The sequence below is a fragment of the Nocardia sp. NPDC055002 genome, from assembly GCF_053608825.1.
This window is the reverse complement of sequence record NZ_JBSGWE010000001.1, coordinates 1,156,950-1,176,294: the sequence shown is the minus strand read 5'-3', so window position 1 is coordinate 1,176,294 and position 19,345 is coordinate 1,156,950. Positions and strand designations below refer to the sequence as shown.

Sequence of the window (19,345 nt, the reverse complement as noted above, 5' to 3'; positions counted from 1 at the left end):
CTCTACTCGCTGTTCACCAGCAGCGCGTACTGCGCGGCCGCTCGTTGCAGGACATCCTGGTAGTCCCGGCTGAAAACGACTCCGACATAGCGGCCGTATCGAAGGCGGCAGCTGAACTTGGTCATCGGCGAGTTCTTCATCGACTCCGCGCAGTTGATGTCGACCATGCCCTTCGGTGGTGGAACGACGAATTGGTCGTTGTTGTCGGGCAGGTTGGCGAAGAACGCGGTCGCGGTCGCCGCGTCGGCGAAGCGCATCAGCCGGTCGTATCGGTTGAGGCCGACCAATTCGGCGACCTCGCGGGTGGGTTGGTAGAAATGGCCCGCCCGCGGACCGAGAACGATGCCGCGCGCCTGCACCAGGCTTTCCCACCCCGCGACTTCGCTGAAGTCGCCGAGAATCACCACCGGATACGGCCAGCGGCCCGGTGCCTCGGGCACCATGCGTCCCAGCATGCCGTCACGGTCGAGCGGCAGGTCGGCGAATTGCTCGGGCGGGGTGAGCACGATATCGCGCAACATCGGCCGCTGTTCCTCGAAAGCCTTGCCCGCCAGCGTTGTCAGCGCGGGGAGGTCGGGCGAGGTGTGCCCGGCCATGACCGTGACGACGAACGAGTCCATGGCGATCGTCGCCGCCAGCGTCGGCACCGACGGACGCCAATGCGCGCGAGCCGCCGGGTGCCCGGGGATCGAGACGGCCACGTTGTCCGCGCTCACCGCGGCGTCGGCGGAGTCGATCTCTTGCGCGGCCAGTCCCGCGGCCGCCGCATCGGGAAATCGCAGCAGCGTGACCTGCAGAATTCGGCCGCTGCCGATCGAGAACTCGGTGGAAGTATCGGTGGCGCCGACGGTGTAGCCGGCCAGCATGCCGTGGCGCTCCAGGACTGCCCGCACCGGATTGGCCAGCAGCGCCGCCGCTTTCGCGGCGGTCGGCAGGGGGTCCGAACCGGACTTCGTGCGGGGCACGGTCAGTGCCGGGTCGACCCTGGCCGGATTGGCCATGGCCTCGCCGAGCCGAACCGATTCGACCACGCGCCCGTGATACTCGCTGCCGTGTTCGGGCGCGCGCAACGGGAAGCGGCTGTAGGGGCCGACATCGAGGGTGGCGGGATCGGGCACGGGCGTCGGATCACCGGTCACCGTGCAACCCGAGACCGCGGCGAGGATCACGCCGAGGGCGACCGCGAGGGGTGCGAGTCTCACAGCGGTGCCTCCGTCCACCAGGCGGCCCGCAGCTCGGTGCCGTTCTGCGCGCCGGTGACGACGATGTAGCAGAAGCTGCGGTCGGGATCGTCGAAGTACAGCCGCAGGTAACCCGTGAGCTGCGGGGCCTTGTAGAGGTCGAGATAGGTTCCCCAGTGCAGATTTCCGTGGCTCGACGGCCTGGTCCACTGTTCGTCGCCCTCGGCGCGATCGTAGGTCGGCGGCGGGGCGATCGGCGAGCGGTCGGCGTTGCACACGAGTTCGATCGTCTGCACCGGTTCACGATTGCCGAAACACATGATCCGCCCGGTCGGGACGAAGACGTCGACGGGCAGGTCCCGCATTCTCTCGTCGGAGGGCCTGCACCCCCACATCTCCTGATATCCGGTCCCGAACTGTGAAGCGGGCAGCAACTCCGGAAATGCCTGTGCGACATAGGTGTACGCGCCCCAGGAGACCGGGTCTACCGCGGTTTGCGGACCGAGCGCGATCGCGGTCGGCGCGTGTTCGGTGGACCCGGTTCGGGTGACGCCGAGCACCCCAGCCGTCAGCGCGATCAAAACCGCGGCGGCCAGCGCGCCGTAGACGAGCGGGCGCCGCCGGGTGGGTGCCCGGACCGCGGCCAGCCGGACCGTCCCCTGCGCGGCGGCGGACGCGGCCGCTGCCAACGCACCGCAGGACGGATACCGGTCGCCGGGGTTCTTCGCGAGCGCGGTCGCGATCACCTCGTCGAATCCGGGTGGGAGCCCGGGCTTGCCGAGTGCAGGCGGCGCTTCGTGCAGGTGGGCGTACATGACCGCGGCCGGGGTGTCGCGGGGGAACGGCACCGACCCCGTCAGCAGTTCGTAGAGCACACAGCCCAGCGCGTACACGTCGGTTCGGTGATCGATCGCCCCGCCGTTGATCTGCTCGGGCGCGGCATAAGCCAGGGTCGCGCTGAGCCCGGCACCGGTCGAATTCGTGGGTGCGTCAGCGGGTCTGGCGATGCCGAAGTCGGTGATCAGCACGCGGTCGGGGCGGCCGTCCTGTTCGGCGACAAGGATATTGGCCGGTTTCACGTCGCGGTGCAGCACCCCTTTGCGGTGCAGCAGATCGAGTCCCTTGGCGGCCTCGGTGATGATCCTGACCGTCCGGTCCAGCGGCAGCGCGCCCGGTCCACGGCGGATCAGCTGGGCGAGGTCGACACCGTCGACGTACTGCATCGCGATCCACAGTCGGCCTCCGTGCTGACCGCGATCGCGCACCGCGACCAGGTTGGGGTGGCTCAGCCGGGCCGCGATCGTGGCCTCACGCAAGAAGCGCTCACGGAACACCGCATCGCCGGAGTGCTTGTCGGACAGCACTTTCAGCGCGTCCTTGCGCGGCAGCCGCGGATGACCGGCCAGATAGACCGTGCCCATACCGCCCATGCCGAGGCGTCGCTCGAGGCGGTACCCGGCGAAATCCATGCCCTCAGAAACAGTCAACCGTCGTGCTTCCTGAACCGATCGGCGCCGGGACCCTTCCGGCGCGAGTCGACCGACCCATGGTCGACCGGCCGACTATAACCCGACTGGTGGCCGGGTCACCGGTCGATAGTTCGAGTACTTTGGACGTGGTTCTCGGTGTGCGCCCCAGCAATTCGGGGCGTGCGCGCCGCGAGCGCGCACGGCACGGTGGGGCTATGAACAAGCTCGCGGCGTCGTCCGCACTCGCTCTCTTCCTGCTCGCGTCCGCCGTCGGCGCGGGCTCCGCGCACGCCCAGCAGCCGGTGGCGGACACCGGCTCGTCGAGTCTGGACGTGCTCTGCAGCCCGGTCGGCGGCCTGCTGGTCGCGGTGGGCAGCGCCGAGAATCCGTACGGCCCGCTGCTCGTGGCGGTCTGCCTCAACCGGTGATCAGGGCGGTGTCAGCTTGGTGACCGTGCCGAGAAAACTGGTGACGTACAACGACTTCGGGTCCCAGCCGGGGCCGGATCCGAATCGTGCCGACGAGGACAAGGGCAGGCCGTCGGCGATCGCACAGGTTCGGCCGGTATCCACATCGACCTGCTGGACACTGCCCGCGACGTTGAGGGTGACGTAGGCCTTGCCGTCCTGGCCGACGGTCAGATCGTCGGCCGAGTTCAGCGGTCCGATGCCGGGAATCACAGCCTGTCGCGGCGGGCTTTCGGGATCGGCGTAGTCGACGGCGGCGATGACCGAGGTGGGGTTGAACGTCGTCGAGACGATGAGCCGGTTGCGCTGCGCGTCGAACGCGAGGCCGTTGGTGGAGCTCAGCGACGGCGCGTACGGTATCGCGATGTTGTCGGGGGCGACCCGGGTCAGGGTGCCGGCGCCGATGTCTCTGCTGACGACGAAGTCGCCGTTCGGCAACTGCGCCAACCCGTTCGGCATCGTGAGACCGGAGGCCACCGTCTTCACGGTGCCGCTGTCGAGATGCAGGGCCTGAATCGTCCCGTCGGCGCGGTCGGTGAGAGCGGCGGTGACGCTGTTGCCCGTCGTGAAATACGCGGTGTCGCCGATAGTCAGGATCGAGCCGGGGCCCTCGACGTCGGTGAGGGCGACAGATCGCGAGCCGTCGGCGCCGAGGCGTTGCAGGGTGCCGGCCGACCCGGTGGCGGATTGCTCTGCCAGCAGCAGATCTCCGCGACCGTCGAACCCCAGGTTCTCGAGTATTCCGTACCCCGCCGCGACGGTGTGCCGAGCCCATTGTGCGCACGAAACCGGTTCGGCGGACGCGGTCTGCGCGGTGGGAAGGACGGCGGCTGTCGCGGTGACCGCGATCGCGGTGAGCGCGCGAGACATGGTGGGGGAGAGGGGCATCGGATTCCTCGGGGTCCGGGTCGGCAGCTCTGCCGTTGTCGGAGGCGGTGTTGTCGACGAGATCGGGCCCAGCCTAGGGGGACGGTCGTGGAACTCGCACCGAAACAACGGATCGGCCGTGGACGTCGGCGACGCCGCGGTGGGGCAATGGAGCCGGAGGTGCGGCAGGTGTCCCCAGCCTCACAGGTTGCCCGCTTCGAGGATGGTCAGCAGTCGGTCGGCCGCGTGGCGCGCTCGGCGGGTGATCTCTTCGGCGTCGGGCTGCGCTGCGCCGAGTAACGCCTGGTCGAAGAGCCCGGCCTTCAGCAGTCCGCCGAACACCGCGGCCGCCTCGTAGTTGTCGGCGATTCGCCAGCCCGACTGCTCGCGCCACCGGTCCAGATAGGACGCGAAGATCAGGCCGCCGCGGCCGAGGACTTCCCGCCGATAGATGCGCCCGAGTTCGGGAAAACGATCCGCGTCGTGAGCGACCACCCGGTAGAGCGCGAGCTGCTCGTCGGAGAGGGCATGGCGAAGGTACTCCTCGCCCGCGCGAGCCAAGCCGACCTCGGGCGGATCGGTGTACCAGGCGGGGTCGCGGGAGGTGTCGCCTTCGGGTGCGCAGAGTCCCGCGATGACGGCGGTGAAGAGCTCGTCTTTCGTCTCGAAGTGGCGGTAGAGGGTCTTGATCGAGACGCCGGCGTCGTCGGCGATCTTGTTGACCGAGCTCGCGGCGTATCCCTCGTCGAGGAAGGCCGTGCGCGCGGCCGCGACGATCTGGGCACGCTTGCGCGCCATCAGCCCGGCCTTGGGATCGTCTGTCGCCCACGTTCTGACCATGTGTCCGCCTTCCGTCTTGACCGACCTTACGACAGTAGTTACTGTCGTTTCAAACAACAGTAACTACTGTCGTGAGGGTGGGTTGTCCGAGTGGGCGATCGCGATCTCGAGCGACCACACAGAGGCGGGGCTCGGAACATGAAACTGGTGGTCTTCGGTTCGACCGGGATGGGCGGCAGCGCCGTTGTCACGAAAGCGCTCGAACGCGGGCACGACGTGACAGTCCTCGCTCGTTCCCAGGCAAGCGCCGACAAAGCGCCACACGGCGTTCGCGTCGTGCGCGGTGACGCGTTGGACCCGGCGGCCGTCGAGCGCACGCTGGACGGCACCGACGCCGTGATCCAGTACCTGGGTGTCGGCGGACTCGGCGACGGCAAACCCAATGACCTCGTACCGGATGCCACGCGCGTGATCATCGAGAAGATGCGTGAGCGCGGCATCGAACGACTCGTGTGCGCGAGCAACATGGGGCTGCCCGGTTCCGGTGCGGTGCTTTTCCGTCGCGTCCTGGTGCCGCTGTTCGCGCGCCGGCTGCCGCCCATCCTCGACGCCAAAGTAGCGATGGAAGCCCAGCTCGCGGCCAGTGAGCTGGCGTGGACAGCCGTGCGTCTCCCGGCCTTGAAAGCGGTGTCCGACAAGGGAACCGTCAAGGTCGACGCGAGCGGGCGGGCGACGGGCTACTCCATCACCTGCGGCGATGCCGCCGACTTCATGCTCGACATCATCGAGCGGTCCCAGCACCTGCGCGCAGCGGTCGGCATCGCCAACTGACAGCTCACAATCCTGGCCGCCCCGACTCGCGGGCGCCGGCCGATGTTGTCCTCGCCCTGGAGGGGAGGGCGAGGGCGGCAACGGGGATGGGGCCGTTCACCTTTCGGTGGGCGGCCCCGTTGGCGTGCTCGGGGTGATGCCGCGAGCAGGGGTGATCACTGGTCAGTCGACCGCGCGCGTCTCCCGCTCGATGTCGGCGAGTGTTGCTATCAACCGCGCGGTCGTGGCGATCACCTCGTCGCGCACGCGCGTGTCCTCCAGCACGGCGGCGCGCAGGACCGTACCGAAACACGCACTGATGATCGTGAAGGTCAGCACGTCGTACTCATCGTCGTCACCGGGGCCGAGAATCTGGATCACCTGCATCTTGACCAGCAGACGCAACCGTATTTCCAGCTCGGGCATGCCGCTGCTGTAGAAGTCCAACCCCGCTATCAGCGCACGCACCAGAGGGACGTCGGTGGACATCTCCTCCATGATGGCTTCGAGTACGCCCAGAACCAGTTGCTGCACCGGAGTGTCGGACAGATCGCGCACGCGTTCGGTGAATCGCCGCTCGATATTGCCCTGGATGCGCGAGAGGAGCTCGTCGACGATCATCGCGCGGTCGGGGAAGTATCGATAGACGGTTCCGATGCTGACCCCCGCGGCAGTGGCGATCCGGTTGGTCGAGGTGTTGGTGATGCCCCGCTCGCCGAAAAGCTCTGCGGCCGTGTCGAGGATGTGCTCGCGAGTCGCCTTGGCCCGATCCTGGGTGGGGCGACGCCGATCGGTCGATTTGGGCGGCATCGAACCCTCCTCCCCGGGCCGATCGGAAGCTCGGCGTCGGCAAGTCTAGTTTCGGCGGCGACGGCCCGAAATGGGGCGGCGCCCGAAATCCGGACAGCTCGATGATGGCCGGTCACGACGCGTGATCGGTGGGGGCGGCTGCGATATCAGGAGCCTGACTCCGATTCAAACGATGCGCAAACGATGCATTTTTGCCCGATCGGTGTCACAATCGAAGGGTGGATGCCGAACGAGTAGCAATCGCGCTTCGACCGTGCGAACCCGCAACCGATGATGACGGATCCGCGCGGTTCGCCGACTGGCTCGCGCGCACACAGATCTCGGTACGCGGTCATGTCGACGAGTTCGTCCGCGCGCGCTGCCGGGCCGAACTCGACCCGGCGGGATTCTCGCTCCCGAGCCGGCTGATGATCGATTTCGCGTCGGGCGGCAAGTGCGTACGGTCGGTCTTCGTCTATCTCGGCTGGCTGTGCGGTGGCGCAGGGGAATCCGAAGCCGCCCTGCGCGCGGCCGCAGGTGCGGAGCTCCTACACGCGTTCGCGCTGGTGCAAGACGACGTGATGGACGAGTCGGCGGTCCGGCGGGGAGAGCCGTCAGCCCACCTCCGGCTCGCCGCGTGGCACCGCGATCAGGGATTGTCGGGCTCGCCGGCCCGATTCGGCGAGTCCGCGGCGATCCTCATGGCCGACCTGTTCCTGGTGTGGGCGGAGCGCATGATGCGCGAGAGCGGCCTGCCTGCCGCCGCGCTGGATCGGGCATGGCCGCGCTACGACGCGATGCGCAGCGAACTGGCGGTAGGTCAGCTCGCGGACCTGACCAACGACGCGAACCGGCTCCCGAGCGTGGGCGAGGTGATGGATATCGCGCGGCGCAAGTCCGGCAACTACACAGTGCGGCGCCCACTCGAATTGGGTGCGGCGATGGCCGGCTGCGACGAGACGGTGATGCGCGTTCTCGGTGAATACGGCGAAGTGATCGGGGAAGCGTTCCAGCTCCGTGACGACCTTCTCGGCATCTTCGGTGATCCATCGACCACCGGGAAACCCACCGGAGACGATGTCCGGGAACGCAAGGCGACCACCGTGATCGCGCTGGCCGATCAGCTCGCCGAGCCGTCGGATCGCGCCCGGCTACGAGAGCTCTGGCGGGCCGAGTCCATCGATGAGCAGGCCGTAGCGCTCGCCCAGACCGTGATCGTCGACAGCGGCGCACGCCGGCGTGCCGAGCAGATGATCGGCGAGCGCGTCGAGCATGCGCGTCGGCTTCTCCAGGACGCCGACCTCGAACCGTCGGTGGCCGACGCGCTGCACCGAATGGCGCTGTTGTGCACGCACCGCTCGCACTGACCGGCGAATCCGCCGCTCCCATCGAAAGGAAGCAATGCGCACGATATCGGGAACAACCGATGAGGTGGTCGTCGTCGGGGCCGGCCTGGCAGGACTGGCCGCCGCGTTGCATCTGGCAGGACGCGGACGCAGCGTCACGGTGGTGGAGCGCGATACGGTCCCCGGTGGCCGGGCCGGACGACGCGACGTCGACGGCTATCTGCTCGACACGGGACCGTCGGTGCTCACCATGCCCGACATCGTCGCCGACACCCTCGCCGCGGTCGGTGACAGTCTCGAGTCCCGGTTGGAGCTGTTGCCCGTCGCCCCGGCCTACCGCGCCCACTTCGCCGACGGCACCGGGCTCGATGTCCACAGCGACGCCTCGGCCATGGAGGAATCGGTCCTGGCGTTCGCCGGACCGAAGGAGGTCGAGGGATATCGCCGGCTGCGCACGTGGCTGAGCGAGCTGTACCAGGTCGAATTCGAACGGTTCATCGCCGCGAATGTCGACTCTCCGCTCGGGCTGCTCACGCCGGCGTTCGCGCGGTTGATCGCGTTGGGTGGATTCCGGCGTCTCGACAGGGCCATCGGATCGTTCCTCACCGATGAACGGCTGCGGCGCGTCTTCACCTTCCAGTCGCTCTACGCGGGCGTTTCGCCACAACGCGCACTGGCGCTGTACGCGGTGATCTCCTACATGGACACCGTGGGCGGGGTCTCCTTTCCGCGCGGCGGCATGCGCGCACTACCCGACGCCCTGGCCGCCGCCGCTGTCGATGCCGGTGTGACGTTCTGTTACGGCGAGACCGTCAACGACCTGGAGCGGCGTGGATCCCGGATCACCGCGGTGCTCACCGAGCGTGGCCGCCGAATTCCTTGCGACGCTGTCGTTCTCGCGACCGAACTTCCCACCGCCTACGAGCTGCTCGACCGCGTCCCGCGTCGCCCGAGCAGTTGGCGCCCGGCGCCGTCCGCGGTCGTCATGCACGTCGGTGTCCCCGAATCGGTGCCTACCGCTCATCACAACCTCGTCTTCGGCGCCGCGTGGGAGCAGACCTTCGACGAACTGATCGGTGCCGGAAAAGTGATGACCGACCCGTCGTTGCTGGTGACCCGCCCGACCGCGACCGATCCCACCCTGGCCCCACCCGGTCGCGACCTGTTCACTGTTCTCGCCCCGGTGCCCAACCTCTACCGCAGCGGTGACCTCGACTGGGATCGCCGTGCCACCGCCTACGGCGAGGAGCTGGCCGCGATAGTCGAGAACCGGTTGGTCCCTGGCTTCGTCAGCGACGCCCGGGTCGTGCATCTGGACACGCCCGCCGACTGGCAGCGGCAGGGCCTGCTGGCCGGAACCCCGTTCTCGCTCGCACACACCTTCGCCCAAACCGGCCCTTTCCGCCCCGCGAACCTCCCGCGCGGTGTGAGCAATGCGGTGCTGGCGGGCTGCGGCACCGTACCCGGCGTGGGTGTACCGACAGCACTGCTGTCGGGCCGCCTCGCCGCCGACCGCGTCACCGGCACGGTGTCCGCGTCGCGGGCTTCGACCTCGACCTCGATCGGAGGCGATCGACGATGATTCGCACGGAACTCGACGCGGCCGGAATCCGCGATGCTCGACTGCGCGAGGCGTATCAGCGCTGCCGGGAACTCAACGCGCGCCATGGCCGCACCTTCTTCCTCGCCACCCGGCTGCTCGCGCCCGCCCAGCGACCGGCGATCCACGCTCTCTACGGCTTCGCCCGGTGGGCCGACGACATCGTCGACGAGCCACCGACCGACGATGCAGCGGGCACTCCGGCGCAACGGCTGGACGCGGTGACGAAGGACCTGCACGACAGCCTTTCCGGGGCCCCGGTCGACGACCCGATCTTCGCCGCGCTGGCCGATACCGCCGCCAGATACGAGATAGACCATGTCCTGTTCGACGAATTCCTCGACTCGATGCGGATGGATCTGACCATCACCGACTACCCCGACCGGGCCGCGCTCGACCGCTATGTGCACGGTTCGGCCGACGTGATCGGTTTGCAGGTACTGCCGGTGCTCGGCACCGTCGGCGAACGAGCCGATGCTGCTCCGTACGCGGCTGCGCTGGGAAAAGCGTTTCAGCTCACCAACTTTCTGCGCGACATCGCCGAGGATCTCGACCGTGGCCGGGTGTACCTACCGGCCGACGAACTGGCTGCCCATGATGTGGACCGCACCAGGTTGCAGTGGTGTCGTTCTCGCCGACGCACCGACGCGAAGGTCCGGTCGGCGCTGGCCGAGCAACACGCGATCGCGCGCGGCTGGTACCGGTACGCCGACAGCGGAATAGCGCAGCTACATCCGGTGTCGCGCCCCTGTGTAGCCACCGCGGCGGTGCTGTACTCGGAAATTCTCGACCGCATCGAGGAGAGCGAGTTCGCGGTGTTCACCGCGCGCGCCACCGTGGGCAACGCGCGCCGCACCCGCGTTGCCGGTTCGGCGTTGGCTCGTGCGCTGTGGGCGCGGCGAGGCAGCCGCGCTCGCGCACTGACGAACGCGGCAGGCTGATCGTCAGCTGGATGACACCGCGCCGTCGGCGGGGTCGTGTTCGGCGGTGCCGGTGATGTTGCGGACCATGCCGCCGAACACGGCGTTGTGAAACGGCGTGATCGCTTTCCAGTAGAGGTGTCCGGCGAGACCGTGCGGCTGGAAGATGGCCCGCTGCCGATAGCGGGAGCCGCCGGTCGGGTCCGGTTCCACACCCAGTTCGAGCCACGCCAGTCCCGGGAGCTGCATCTCGGCGCGCAGCCGGAGGAGATGGGGCCGGTCGATGTATTCGACGCGCCACCAGTCCAAGGCTTCGCCGGAGTGCAGGTGGCGGGGGTTCTTGCGGCCGCGGCGTAACCCGACACCGCCGGTGACACGGTCGATCCAGCCGCGCAGTGACCAGGCGAGAGGGAAGGAGTACCAGCCGTTCTCGCCGCCGATGGCTTCGATCACCGCCCACACGGTTTCGGGGTCGGCGTCGGTGTGCTGCTCGCGGAGGTCCTCGTAGAGCGAGCCGCCCGACCACGCGGGGTCGGTGGGCAGCGGATCCGAGGGCGCGCCGAACGTGCTGGCATCGGACCAGCGGGTGGGTACGTCGGCATGGCGAATACGGGTCAGCGCCAGTTCCACGGCACGCGCGTAGGGGGTGAGGCCTTCGGCGGGATCCGGGATGTAGGTGGCGATATCGTGCTCGGCGCACACGACTTCATGCACGAGCGACTCGATGAGCGGTACGGCCAGTGCTCGTGGCACCGGGGTCACGAGGTTGACCCATTGCGCCGACAGCCACGGCGTGAGCACCGGAACCGGCAGCACCACGCGACGAGTCAGCCCGGCGACGACAGCGTATTCGCGCATCATGGTCAGGTAGGTCATCACGTCGGGCCCGCCGATATCGAAGGCGCGATTGACGTCGGCGGGCAACTCCGCGGCCTGCACCAGGTAGTAGAGGACGTCCCGAACGGCGATGGGCTGGATCCGGTTGTGCACCCATCGCGGGGTGATCATCGCGGGCAGGCGTTCGGACAGGTATCGCAGCATCTCGAAACTGGCCGAACCGGATCCGATGATCACCGCGGCGCGCAGTTCCGCCGTGGGAACACCGGATTCGCGCAGAATTTCGCCGACCTCGGCGCGGGAGGCGAGATGGCGCGACAGCGTCGCGTGCTCGGGGATGATGCCGCCGAGATAGACGATGCGGCCGACGCTGGCCGAGCTCGACGCGGCCGCGACGAGCCGCGCCGCCTCGCGATCGATGTCGGAGAAGTCGTCCCGGGCCAACGAGTGCACCAGGTAGTAGACGACCTCCTGGTCGGCGACGGCGGCGCGCACCTCGTCATCGTCGGTGACATCGCCACGGACGATCTCGACCTGTTCCCGCCACGGAACCTCTGCCAACTTCTCCGGGGTCCGGGCCACCACCCGGACCTGATGGCCGGCCTGGATCAGCTCGGGCACCAAACGTCCACCGATGTAGCCGGTCGCGCCGAAAACCACACACCGCATGCTCATCACCCGTTCCCTGTGCTCGTCATCGGCTTTATTCGATGCATAAATGATTCATCATATCGGGACGGTGATCGTTGTGCGAGCTGTTGCCGTGCGGACTATCCCCAGTCCCGTCGTGTCGCGGGCATCGCGGCGTTGCCCGTCGCTTCGGGCACCACGCCGAGGACCTGGTGAATCCCGAGTCCGCCGTCCTCGAAGCCCAGCGCGGAGGCGGCCATGTACAGCCGCCAGATTCGGGCTCGCCCTTCGCCGACGAGCGAAACCGCCTGTTCCCACTCGTTTTCGAGATTCGCGACCCACTGGCGGAGGGTGCGTTCGTAGTGCTCGCGCAGGGCCTCGACGTCACGGACCTCGAATCCGGCGCGTTGCATGGCGAGCACGACTTCGCCCACATCGACGAGTTCGCCGTCCGGGAAGACGTAGCGCCCGATGAAGGATCGATTGCGCATGACGGAGCCGCCCGGCGAGGAGATGGCATGGTTGAGCAGCCGTCCGCGCGGGTGCAGCAGTGCGCGCAGGGTGTCGAAGTATTCGGCGGCGCGCCCGGAGCCGACGTGTTCGAACATGCCGATCGAGGAGATGGCGTCGAACTCCTCGCCGCGCAGGTCCCGATAGTCGGCAAGCCTGATCTCGACACTGTCCGACAACCCCGCGTCGGCGACTCGTTTGCGGGCGAGCTCGACCTGAGCACTGCTGATGGTGACGCCCACGACCTGCGCACCGTAGGTCGAGGCCGCGTGGATCGCCATGGACCCCCAGCCGCAGCCCACCTCGAGCAGTCGCAGACCTGTCTGCTCGGCCAGGCCCAACTTGCGGCAGATCAGGTCGTGCTTGGCTTGCTGGGCGGCCTCGAGCGAGCCGTCGTCGTCCGGCACGAACCGCGCGCAGGAGTAGGTCATGCTCGGGCCGAGCACCAGCCGGTAGAAGTCGTTGCTGACGTCGTAGTGATGACTGATCGCCGCCGCATCGCGCCGCTTGGTGTGCAGGGGTCCACGCTGCGGGCGGGCTTCCTCCGGCGGTGGTTCCAGGCGGCGACCGAGCGCCCCGAGCTGGCGCGCCGCGCCGATGGCCTGCCATGTCGCACCGAGACCGAGACGGGCATCGTTCGGCGCGGTCGACTGGAGAGCTCGAAGCATCGTGAAGATATCGCCATCGAGATCCACCGCGCCGGACACGAAAGCCCGCGCCAAGCCGAGCTCGCCCGGCGCCCAGACCAGATGACGCAGCGCGTCCTCGGAGCGCACGCGCATCGTGCCGGGGCTCTCACCGTCGGGATGGATCGTGCTGCCGTCCCAGAACTCGAACCCCACCGCGGGGCGGGGGCCCAGCGTGGCTCGCAGCAGAGGTCGGAACGCGGTAGCGATCGTGGACTGGTTACCCATCCGACCACTATGGCCCGCCTCGCGCCGCCGCTGCGGCAACGACGCGGCGCCATCCGTCCCAGATCAGGGAACTCGGGTGAACAGCTCGTAGCTGTGACCGTCGGGGTCGCGAACATAGACCCCGCGCCCACCTGCCAGGTGATTGACCTGCCGGTCCCATCCGTGTTCGGGCCCTGAACCGTACTCGACCGCAGGCCACGTAGCCAGCCGCCCCAGCACGGCGTCCAAGGTGTCGTCATCGACCAGGAAGGCGTAGTGGCCGGGCTCGACTTGCCCGCGGTCGTCGAAGTCGAACGTCAGGTCGTCGTTGACCCGCACCGGCACGAAGGGCCCGCTCGGTACTGAGACCGTCAGCCCCATCAGCTCGGCGAAAAAGGTTGCCGCGGAACACTTGTCGGTCGCCGGAATGATCGTGTGGTTGAGAACGATGGACATCGCCACCTCCTGTGCACTGGACCCGGAAAGGTCATTTGTATGCGAGACGCATATAAATATACGTGCGCATCGCATACTATGTCGAGGGTGGGCACACGCAACGGTAGAAACTCCCCATCCACAGCCGGTCCTGCGGTGACCGAACCCCGCCATGCGGTCGACGGAGGTCCGGCACTGTTTCGGCTGGTCCGTTTTTGGTCACGCCGCTGGAGCAACCAGGCATTCACCGGCTCCAGCTCGGAGTCAGACGATGACCGGCGGCGTGTGCAGCACATCCAAGTCGTGGAAGCCGTCGCCGCCGCGCTTCGGACAGACAGGGAAACCACCGTCACCGACGTTGCCCAACAGCTCGGCCTCGACCACTCCGGTGCCAGCCGCATGGTGCGTGACGCCGTCGCGGCCGGATACCTCGCCCGGGAGGGCTCAGCGGACGACCGCCGCCGGGTCGTCGTGCGACTCACCGGCAGCGGCCGCGAGCTGTCCGCCGCATCCCATGACTGGCAACGCCGATGCTTCGATCAACTCACCGCGTCGTGGACCGAGCACGACCGTCGCCAATTCGCCGGCTACCTGGAACGCCTCGCCGACGAAACGATCCGATGAGCTCCCGCTTCGAACAGGTGGCGACGCTGATCAGCGGTAGTCGGGGTCGGGCGTAGCGTCTAGCGATATGGCCGCGAGATCCAAGCACACCCTTCCCCCGGTGGGTACGAGGGAGCTGGTGGCCGCGTGCCGAACCGAGATTCCAGCACTGACCAGGCAGTTGATCGCCGCGATCTTCACCGATATCCCGGAGTGGACCGACTACTCGCCGGTGAGCCGGGAGGACTTGCACCATGCGTGCTGCCGGTATCTGACCAGGGTGCTCGATCTGGTCGCCGGTGACGTGACGAGCCCGGACCGCGACGATGTCGCCGCCGCCATCGGCCGCAATCGGGCCGCGCAGGGCGTGCCCCTGGAGGTCATGTTGCGGACGTTCCGGCTCGGCGGTCAGATCGTGTGGGAGGCGCTGCTCGACAAGGCCGGGGAACTCCCGCCCGGCGAGGTCCGCAAGATCGGAGTGGCGACCTGGTCGGCCATCGACGGCATGTCGTCGTCGCTGGTCACTTCCTATCGCAGTACCGAACTGGAGCAGGTACGTCGCGACGAGCGGCGCCGACACGGCGTGATCGAGGATCTGCTGGCGGGCAGCGCCCGCGACGCGACCTTCGCCGCGCGTGCGGCGCGCGAGCTGAACTTGCCCGCCCACGGTGGGTATCTGGTGGTCGCAGTGCGCGGTGACCGTCCGCATGTGGAGTTCGGCACCGAGACCGCGTTGGCGGCCATGGGCATTCGGTCGGTCTGGCACGACCGTGTCGAGACCACAGTGGGGCTGGTCTCGCTCGAGCAGCGAGACGGTTCCGCTGTGCTGGACCAGGTGGGAAGCCGGATCCGGGGCCGGGCGGCGGCGTCACCGGTGGTGCAGGGATTGGCGCAGATCGATACGGGCCACGCCCTGGCGATGCTCGGCTTGGAGACCCTGCCCGCGACAGTGCGGGGCTTGGTGTCGTTGGAGGAGCGCTACCCCGAAGCGCTGTTGCTGCGCTCTCCCGACCTGACCGCGCTCATGGTCGCGCGCACCCTCGGCCCGGTGCTGGAACTGCCGGTCAAAGAGCGCGAGATCCTGTTGCGCACCCTGGCGATCTGGCTGGAGGAGAACTGCTCGGCGGCGAATGCCGCGCCGCGACTGCACTGCCATCGCAACACCGTGATCAATCGGCTCCAGCGAATCTCCGCCCTGCTGGGTCGGCGGCTGGAAGGACAGCGGTCCTACCTGGAACTCTCCCTCGCCTTGGCCGCGCTGGAGATGGGCGTGAACCCACCCGGCTGAGCCATCCCAGTTCTTCCGAGAGTCCAAAAGCGATTTCGCCGTCGACAGGACAATTTGCTGTGACTCAATGGGTTCCGACCTGAAGACTCAGAAACAAAAACTTTGACATATCACGCGGGATGTCGTCGCGCACGCTCATGTCGTCGGTCACCCCACGCTGCTGAGTCGGAAGTCGTTGTCTTCGCCGCACTCCAGTGTCGATCGATCCACGGTAAGTGCCGCGGCGGTGCGGCCTGAACGTGAACACCGACGGCTACTGCGGCGGTACTTGCGCAAACGCGCCGACGTCGGCGTTCACGCTCGCGAGGACCTCGACGCATTCCAGCGAAGCTGAATTTTCGGCCCTGCGAACTTCGCGACAGGTAAGCCCCATCTGATCTGGCTCAGCTACTGGCTGACGCAGTTGATCAACTGCGTCGCTTGACCATTGGGATTCGCAAACATGGCCCTAGGGCTGGCCTGCACGCAAGATCAAATAGCGCTGCACGAGGTTATTCGAGGCTTGGCCGTGGTGTCGCAGTGTCTTCGTAGAATTGGTGCGGTACTGGTGGTTGACCGAGTTCAGATCGTACGGACTCGATGAACTGCTCGAAGGCTCGACGAGTGGGAGTCCGAGCGCGGCCCCAGTCAGCATCACTGAACATCGCCCGGCCCGCGTTCTCGTGAAGTGCGATCAGCGCCCGGTCGAGGCCAGTTGCTGTTGCAACAGCACCAGATGAACCGTGAAACCACACAGCGCTGAGGGCGTCATGCCAGAAGTGATTGCTTTGCACGTTGATTGTCCGGACCATCTCCGCGAACTCGTCGCTGTTGGGGTCGGCGAAAGCGATGCGTTGGGCATCGTCGTAGCTAGTCCGGAATGCTTCGGCTAGACGCTGGTAGCTCGCGAGCCGCTGATCGCGATGCCATCGCGCCGATTCTGCACGGCTGTCCCACAACCTGCCAACGGCGACGCCGATGATCGCCGCTGTGGCTGCCAATATCGCAGTGGTCATTGGTCCCCCCGGATCGTTCGATCAACGATACGTCCGATGATGTAAATCTACGAGTCGCAACCGCAGTTCTACGATCCTCTGCTCGGTTTGGGCCGGGCGACCAGGGGGATTGCCGCGGTTCGATGCGACCTGATCCAGGTAATGGGCAGGCCTGGTCATAGCGGTGGTGTGGAGAGCTCCACCCCGTTGATGGGATGGTGCCGGGTTGCCGCGCGCGGTAACCGGTTGGGCGCTGCGCCCATTTTCGAGCTCTGATTTCTGGGCTGTCGGTTGGTTGTTTGTGCATTTGTGGACCGTGAGACTCGACAGATGATCCAAGCCACGACCGTGGATGGGTTGATCGTTCGAGCTGAGGAGCACCACGAGTGCTGGAATTCGATCTATTGGTGATCGGTGGTGGACCGGGCGGATACGTGGCCGCCATCCGTGCCGCGCAACGCGGCCTGAAGGTCTGTGTGGTGGAGAAGGAGCGCCCTGGCGGCGTGTGCCTGAACTGGGGTTGCATCCCCACCAAGGCGATGCTCCGCTCGGCGGAGGTCTTCCAGACTCTCACCACCGCAGCGGAATTCGGTGTTCACGCAGACAATGTGCGCTACGACTTCGGTGCGGTCCGCCAGCGCAAGGACTCCATCGTCAAAGAACTGACCGACGGTGTCGCGGGCCTGCTGAAGGCCAACGGTGTCACGGTCATCGAGGGTCATGCCCGGTTCGTCGAACCGACTGTCGTGGAGGTCCACGAAGTGGGCGCCTCACCGATCTTCGACGGCGGCCCCCGCTACGCCGCGCCCGCCGGAACGGCGATGCGCCGGGTGAGCGCGCGCGATGTGATCGTCGCGACCGGTTCGGTGCCCGCGCAGCTGCCGATCCCGGGCGCGGGATTGCCCGGCGTCGTCACCTCCGACGGCGCGTTCGGGCTCACCGAGGTGCCGCGCCGGTTGGTGGTCATCGGCGGCAGCGCGGTCGGCGCGGAATGGGCCAGCCTGTTCGCCACGTTCGGCAGCCAGGTCACGGTCGTGGAGATGCAGGATCGCCTGGTTCCGTTGGAGGACAAGGAGATCGGCCACGCACTCGGCCGATCGTTGCGCACGCGTGGCATCACCGTGCTCACCGGCGCCACCGTCACGGCGATCACCGAGGGCGACGCGCTGCGGGTGACGGTCGGCGGCCCGGCGGCGCAGGAACTCGACGCCGATGTCGTACTCGTCGGCGTCGGGCGGCGCCCCAACACCGCGGAACTCGGCCTCGATGTGGCCGGAATCGCCACGGATGCGCGCGGTTTCATCGAGGTCGACAACCGGCTGCGAACCGGCGTCGAGCACGTCTACGCCATCGGCGACGTGACCGGCCGGGCCCTGCTCGCCCACGTCGCCTCCCACCAGGGCATCACCGCGGCCGAGGTGATCGCCGGGCACGACACCCACATCGACTACACGGTCATCCCGGCCGCGACGTTCACCCACCCGGAGATCGCGAGCGTCGGTCTCACCGAGGACGCCGCCCGCGCGGCGGGCCATGAGGTGATCACCGCCAAATTCCCATTCGCGGCACTGGGCCGGGCGAAGACCTTCGGCGAGACCGAGGGGTTCATCAAAATCGTTGCGGGGCAGACACATCAGGAAGTGCTCGGTGTGCACATCATCGGCCCGTCCGCCAGCGATCTGATCGCCGAGGGCGCGCTGGCGATCTCGCTGGAAGCCACGCTCGACGAGCTGGCCGACACCATCCACGCCCACCCCACTCTCGGCGAAATCGGCATGGAGGCGGCCATGGCCGGACTCGGACTGCCGGTACACATCGCGCCACGCAAGCGTTGAGGAGCTCGACATGACCACGACCACCGCGCGGAGCAAGCCCGCCCGCAAGCCGGCCGAAACCACCACGCCCGCTTCGGATGTCGACTCCGCTGTCGCGGCCGAGAATCCCGAGACCCTGCGTGGTCTCTACCGCGACATGCTGTTCATCCGGCGCTTCGAGGAGCGCACCGCGCAGAGCTACCAGCAGGCCAAGATCGGCGGCTACTGCCATCTCAACCTCGGCGAGGAAGCCACGGTCGTCGGCCTGGGCGCGGCGATGCGCCCCACCGACTACCTGTTCACCAACTATCGCGAACACGGATACGCACTGGCCAAGGGCATCGAACCGGGTCGCGTGATGGCGGAGCTCTACGGCCGCTCGACCGGCACCTCCAAGGGGTGGGGCGGCTCGATGCACATGTACGACACCGCGACCCGGCTGCTGGGCGGCTACGCCATCGTGGGCGGGCAGGTTCCCCTGGCCATCGGTGCGGCGCTGGCCATCGACTACCACGACGGCGACGACGTCGTGGTGTGTCAGATGGGGGAGGGCACCACCAATATCGGCGCCTTCCACGAATCGCTCAACATCGCGGCGCTGTGGCGGCTGCCGGTGGTGTTCCTGGTGATCAACAACCAGACCGGCATGGGTACCACGGTCGAGAAGTCCTCGGCCGAACCGGATCTGTGGAAGCGCGCCGCCGCCTATCGCATGCGCGGCGAACGGGTGGACGGCACCGATGTGCTGGCCGTGCGCGACCTGGCGAGCGAGCTCATCGAAGGTGCCCGCCGGGAAGGCAAACCCGCACTGCTCGAAGCGGTGAGCTACCGGCTCAAGGGCCACTCGGTGGTCGACCCGGCCAAATACCGCAGCACCGAAACCGTTGCCACGGTGCGTGAACACGATCCGATCGTGCTGTGGCAGCAGCGTTTGCTCGCCGCCGGTGTGCTCACCGAAGCGTCGCTGGCCGATCTCGACCGCGAGGTGGCCGACGGTGTCGCCGCCGCCGTCGAATTCGCCGATTCGAGCCCGCATCCGGAGCCGTCGAGCCTGTTCGACTACACCTACGCCACCCCGGTGCCGGGCGATTCCCGCCGTCTGCCCGCCGATCCGCTCTTCACCCACTGAGGA

At 67.5% G+C, this 19,345-nt stretch carries 18 protein-coding genes; 9 read left to right on the top strand and 9 right to left on the bottom strand.

The genetic code is table 11. From position 1 onward, the window contains the following. Positions 1-2: 2 nt before the first annotated feature. Together ACWF99_RS05620 and ACWF99_RS05615 are read right to left on the bottom strand one after the other, a co-directional pair. Positions 3-1,202, bottom strand: a complete 1,200-nt coding sequence (locus ACWF99_RS05620) for a DUF7373 family lipoprotein (protein WP_452534898.1) — start codon at positions 1,200-1,202, stop codon at positions 3-5. Continuing rightward, a complete protein-coding gene (locus tag ACWF99_RS05615) occupies positions 1,199-2,668 on the bottom strand; it encodes a serine/threonine-protein kinase (protein ID WP_452534896.1) in 1,470 nt (489 codons plus the stop codon). The genes ACWF99_RS05620 and ACWF99_RS05615 overlap by 4 nt, the downstream gene beginning before the upstream one ends. 197 nt (positions 2,669-2,865) lie before the next feature. Between ACWF99_RS05615 and ACWF99_RS05610 the strand changes: the two genes are divergently transcribed. Beyond that, a complete protein-coding gene (locus ACWF99_RS05610; RefSeq protein WP_378630727.1) occupies positions 2,866-3,078 on the top strand; it encodes a hypothetical protein in 213 nt (70 codons plus the stop codon). Here ACWF99_RS05610 and ACWF99_RS05605 read toward each other — a convergent pair whose 3' ends face one another. After that, the gene (locus ACWF99_RS05605; RefSeq protein ID WP_452534894.1) at positions 3,079-4,005 is read right to left on the bottom strand and encodes an SMP-30/gluconolactonase/LRE family protein; all 927 of its coding nucleotides are present in this window, start codon (positions 4,003-4,005) and stop codon (positions 3,079-3,081) included. Positions 4,006-4,185: 180 nt separating this feature from the next. After that, the gene (locus ACWF99_RS05600; protein WP_378630730.1) at positions 4,186-4,824 is read right to left on the bottom strand and encodes a TetR/AcrR family transcriptional regulator; all 639 of its coding nucleotides are present in this window, start codon (positions 4,822-4,824) and stop codon (positions 4,186-4,188) included. 138 nt (positions 4,825-4,962) lie between these two features. Between ACWF99_RS05600 and ACWF99_RS05595 the strand changes: the two genes are divergently transcribed. Then, on the top strand, positions 4,963-5,595 hold the full coding sequence (locus ACWF99_RS05595; RefSeq protein WP_452534893.1) for an NAD(P)-dependent oxidoreductase: 633 nt from the start codon (positions 4,963-4,965) through the stop codon (positions 5,593-5,595). Between the two features lie 162 nt (positions 5,596-5,757). Here ACWF99_RS05595 and ACWF99_RS05590 read toward each other — a convergent pair whose 3' ends face one another. Then, on the bottom strand, positions 5,758-6,384 hold the full coding sequence (locus tag ACWF99_RS05590) for a TetR/AcrR family transcriptional regulator (protein WP_378630734.1): 627 nt from the start codon (positions 6,382-6,384) through the stop codon (positions 5,758-5,760). A 218-nt stretch (positions 6,385-6,602) separates the two neighbouring features. On the opposite strand from ACWF99_RS05590, the gene ACWF99_RS05585 reads away from it, so the two are divergent. From ACWF99_RS05585 to ACWF99_RS05575, 3 genes are read left to right on the top strand one after another with little or no spacing between them, the layout of a single operon-like run. Continuing rightward, complete coding sequence (locus ACWF99_RS05585) at positions 6,603-7,730, top strand: polyprenyl synthetase family protein (RefSeq protein ID WP_452534891.1); 1,128 nt, start codon at positions 6,603-6,605, stop codon at positions 7,728-7,730. Positions 7,731-7,764: 34 nt separating this feature from the next. After that, positions 7,765-9,291: a phytoene desaturase family protein gene (crtI, locus tag ACWF99_RS05580; RefSeq protein WP_378630737.1), complete on the top strand. Its 1,527-nt coding sequence runs from the start codon at positions 7,765-7,767 to the stop codon at positions 9,289-9,291. After that, complete coding sequence (locus ACWF99_RS05575; RefSeq protein WP_452534889.1) at positions 9,288-10,250, top strand: phytoene/squalene synthase family protein; 963 nt, start codon at positions 9,288-9,290, stop codon at positions 10,248-10,250. The genes crtI and ACWF99_RS05575 overlap by 4 nt, the downstream gene beginning before the upstream one ends. A gap of 3 nt (positions 10,251-10,253) precedes the next feature. On the opposite strand, the gene ACWF99_RS05570 is transcribed toward ACWF99_RS05575, so the two are convergent. The 3 genes from ACWF99_RS05570 to ACWF99_RS05560 all read right to left on the bottom strand — a co-directional run bounded on the left by ACWF99_RS05570 (position 10,254) and on the right by ACWF99_RS05560 (position 13,555). Continuing rightward, the gene (locus tag ACWF99_RS05570) at positions 10,254-11,741 is read right to left on the bottom strand and encodes an SDR family oxidoreductase (RefSeq protein WP_452534887.1); all 1,488 of its coding nucleotides are present in this window, start codon (positions 11,739-11,741) and stop codon (positions 10,254-10,256) included. A gap of 95 nt (positions 11,742-11,836) precedes the next feature. Next, positions 11,837-13,120 carry a class I SAM-dependent methyltransferase gene (locus tag ACWF99_RS05565; RefSeq protein WP_452534885.1) on the bottom strand — a complete coding sequence of 428 codons (1,284 nt, stop codon included), beginning with the start codon at positions 13,118-13,120 and terminating at the stop codon, positions 11,837-11,839. 63 nt (positions 13,121-13,183) lie between these two features. Further along, positions 13,184-13,555 (bottom strand): VOC family protein, encoded by a 372-nt coding sequence (locus ACWF99_RS05560; protein WP_378659171.1) that lies wholly within the window; start codon positions 13,553-13,555, stop codon positions 13,184-13,186. Between the two features lie 264 nt (positions 13,556-13,819). On the opposite strand from ACWF99_RS05560, the gene ACWF99_RS05555 reads away from it, so the two are divergent. Together ACWF99_RS05555 and ACWF99_RS05550 are read left to right on the top strand one after the other, a co-directional pair. After that, complete coding sequence (locus ACWF99_RS05555; protein WP_378630745.1) at positions 13,820-14,158, top strand: MarR family winged helix-turn-helix transcriptional regulator; 339 nt, start codon at positions 13,820-13,822, stop codon at positions 14,156-14,158. A gap of 100 nt (positions 14,159-14,258) precedes the next feature. Next, the gene (locus ACWF99_RS05550; protein ID WP_378659177.1) at positions 14,259-15,425 is read left to right on the top strand and encodes a PucR family transcriptional regulator; all 1,167 of its coding nucleotides are present in this window, start codon (positions 14,259-14,261) and stop codon (positions 15,423-15,425) included. Positions 15,426-15,916: 491 nt separating this feature from the next. Here the strand turns inward: ACWF99_RS05550 and ACWF99_RS05545 are convergent, their stop codons facing one another. Next, positions 15,917-16,420, bottom strand: coding sequence for a hypothetical protein (locus ACWF99_RS05545; RefSeq protein ID WP_452534882.1), 504 nt, complete (start codon positions 16,418-16,420; stop codon positions 15,917-15,919). Positions 16,421-16,785: 365 nt separating this feature from the next. On the opposite strand from ACWF99_RS05545, the gene lpdA reads away from it, so the two are divergent. After that, positions 16,786-18,234, top strand: coding sequence for a dihydrolipoyl dehydrogenase (gene lpdA / locus ACWF99_RS05540; protein WP_378630748.1), 1,449 nt, complete (start codon positions 16,786-16,788; stop codon positions 18,232-18,234). A 10-nt stretch (positions 18,235-18,244) separates the two neighbouring features. Then, a complete protein-coding gene (gene pdhA, locus ACWF99_RS05535) occupies positions 18,245-19,342 on the top strand; it encodes a pyruvate dehydrogenase (acetyl-transferring) E1 component subunit alpha (RefSeq protein ID WP_452534879.1) in 1,098 nt (365 codons plus the stop codon). The last annotated feature ends 3 nt before the right edge of the window (positions 19,343-19,345 follow it).

Coding starts and splice junctions, on each gene's coding strand:
- ACWF99_RS05575 (WP_452534889.1), top strand. CDS start 9,288: ATGATTCGCACGGAACTCGACGCGGCCGGAATCCGCGATGCTCGACTG.
- pdhA (WP_452534879.1), top strand. CDS start 18,245: ATGACCACGACCACCGCGCGGAGCAAGCCCGCCCGCAAGCCGGCCGAA.
- ACWF99_RS05545 (WP_452534882.1), bottom strand. CDS start 16,420: ATGACCACTGCGATATTGGCAGCCACAGCGGCGATCATCGGCGTCGCC.
- ACWF99_RS05605 (WP_452534894.1), bottom strand. CDS start 4,005: ATGCCCCTCTCCCCCACCATGTCTCGCGCGCTCACCGCGATCGCGGTC.
- ACWF99_RS05570 (WP_452534887.1), bottom strand. CDS start 11,741: ATGAGCATGCGGTGTGTGGTTTTCGGCGCGACCGGCTACATCGGTGGA.
- ACWF99_RS05590 (WP_378630734.1), bottom strand. CDS start 6,384: ATGCCGCCCAAATCGACCGATCGGCGTCGCCCCACCCAGGATCGGGCC.
- ACWF99_RS05610 (WP_378630727.1), top strand. CDS start 2,866: ATGAACAAGCTCGCGGCGTCGTCCGCACTCGCTCTCTTCCTGCTCGCG.
- ACWF99_RS05560 (WP_378659171.1), bottom strand. CDS start 13,555: ATGTCCATCGTTCTCAACCACACGATCATTCCGGCGACCGACAAGTGT.
- crtI (WP_378630737.1), top strand. CDS start 7,765: ATGCGCACGATATCGGGAACAACCGATGAGGTGGTCGTCGTCGGGGCC.
- ACWF99_RS05565 (WP_452534885.1), bottom strand. CDS start 13,120: ATGGGTAACCAGTCCACGATCGCTACCGCGTTCCGACCTCTGCTGCGA.
- ACWF99_RS05600 (WP_378630730.1), bottom strand. CDS start 4,824: ATGGTCAGAACGTGGGCGACAGACGATCCCAAGGCCGGGCTGATGGCG.
- ACWF99_RS05595 (WP_452534893.1), top strand. CDS start 4,963: ATGAAACTGGTGGTCTTCGGTTCGACCGGGATGGGCGGCAGCGCCGTT.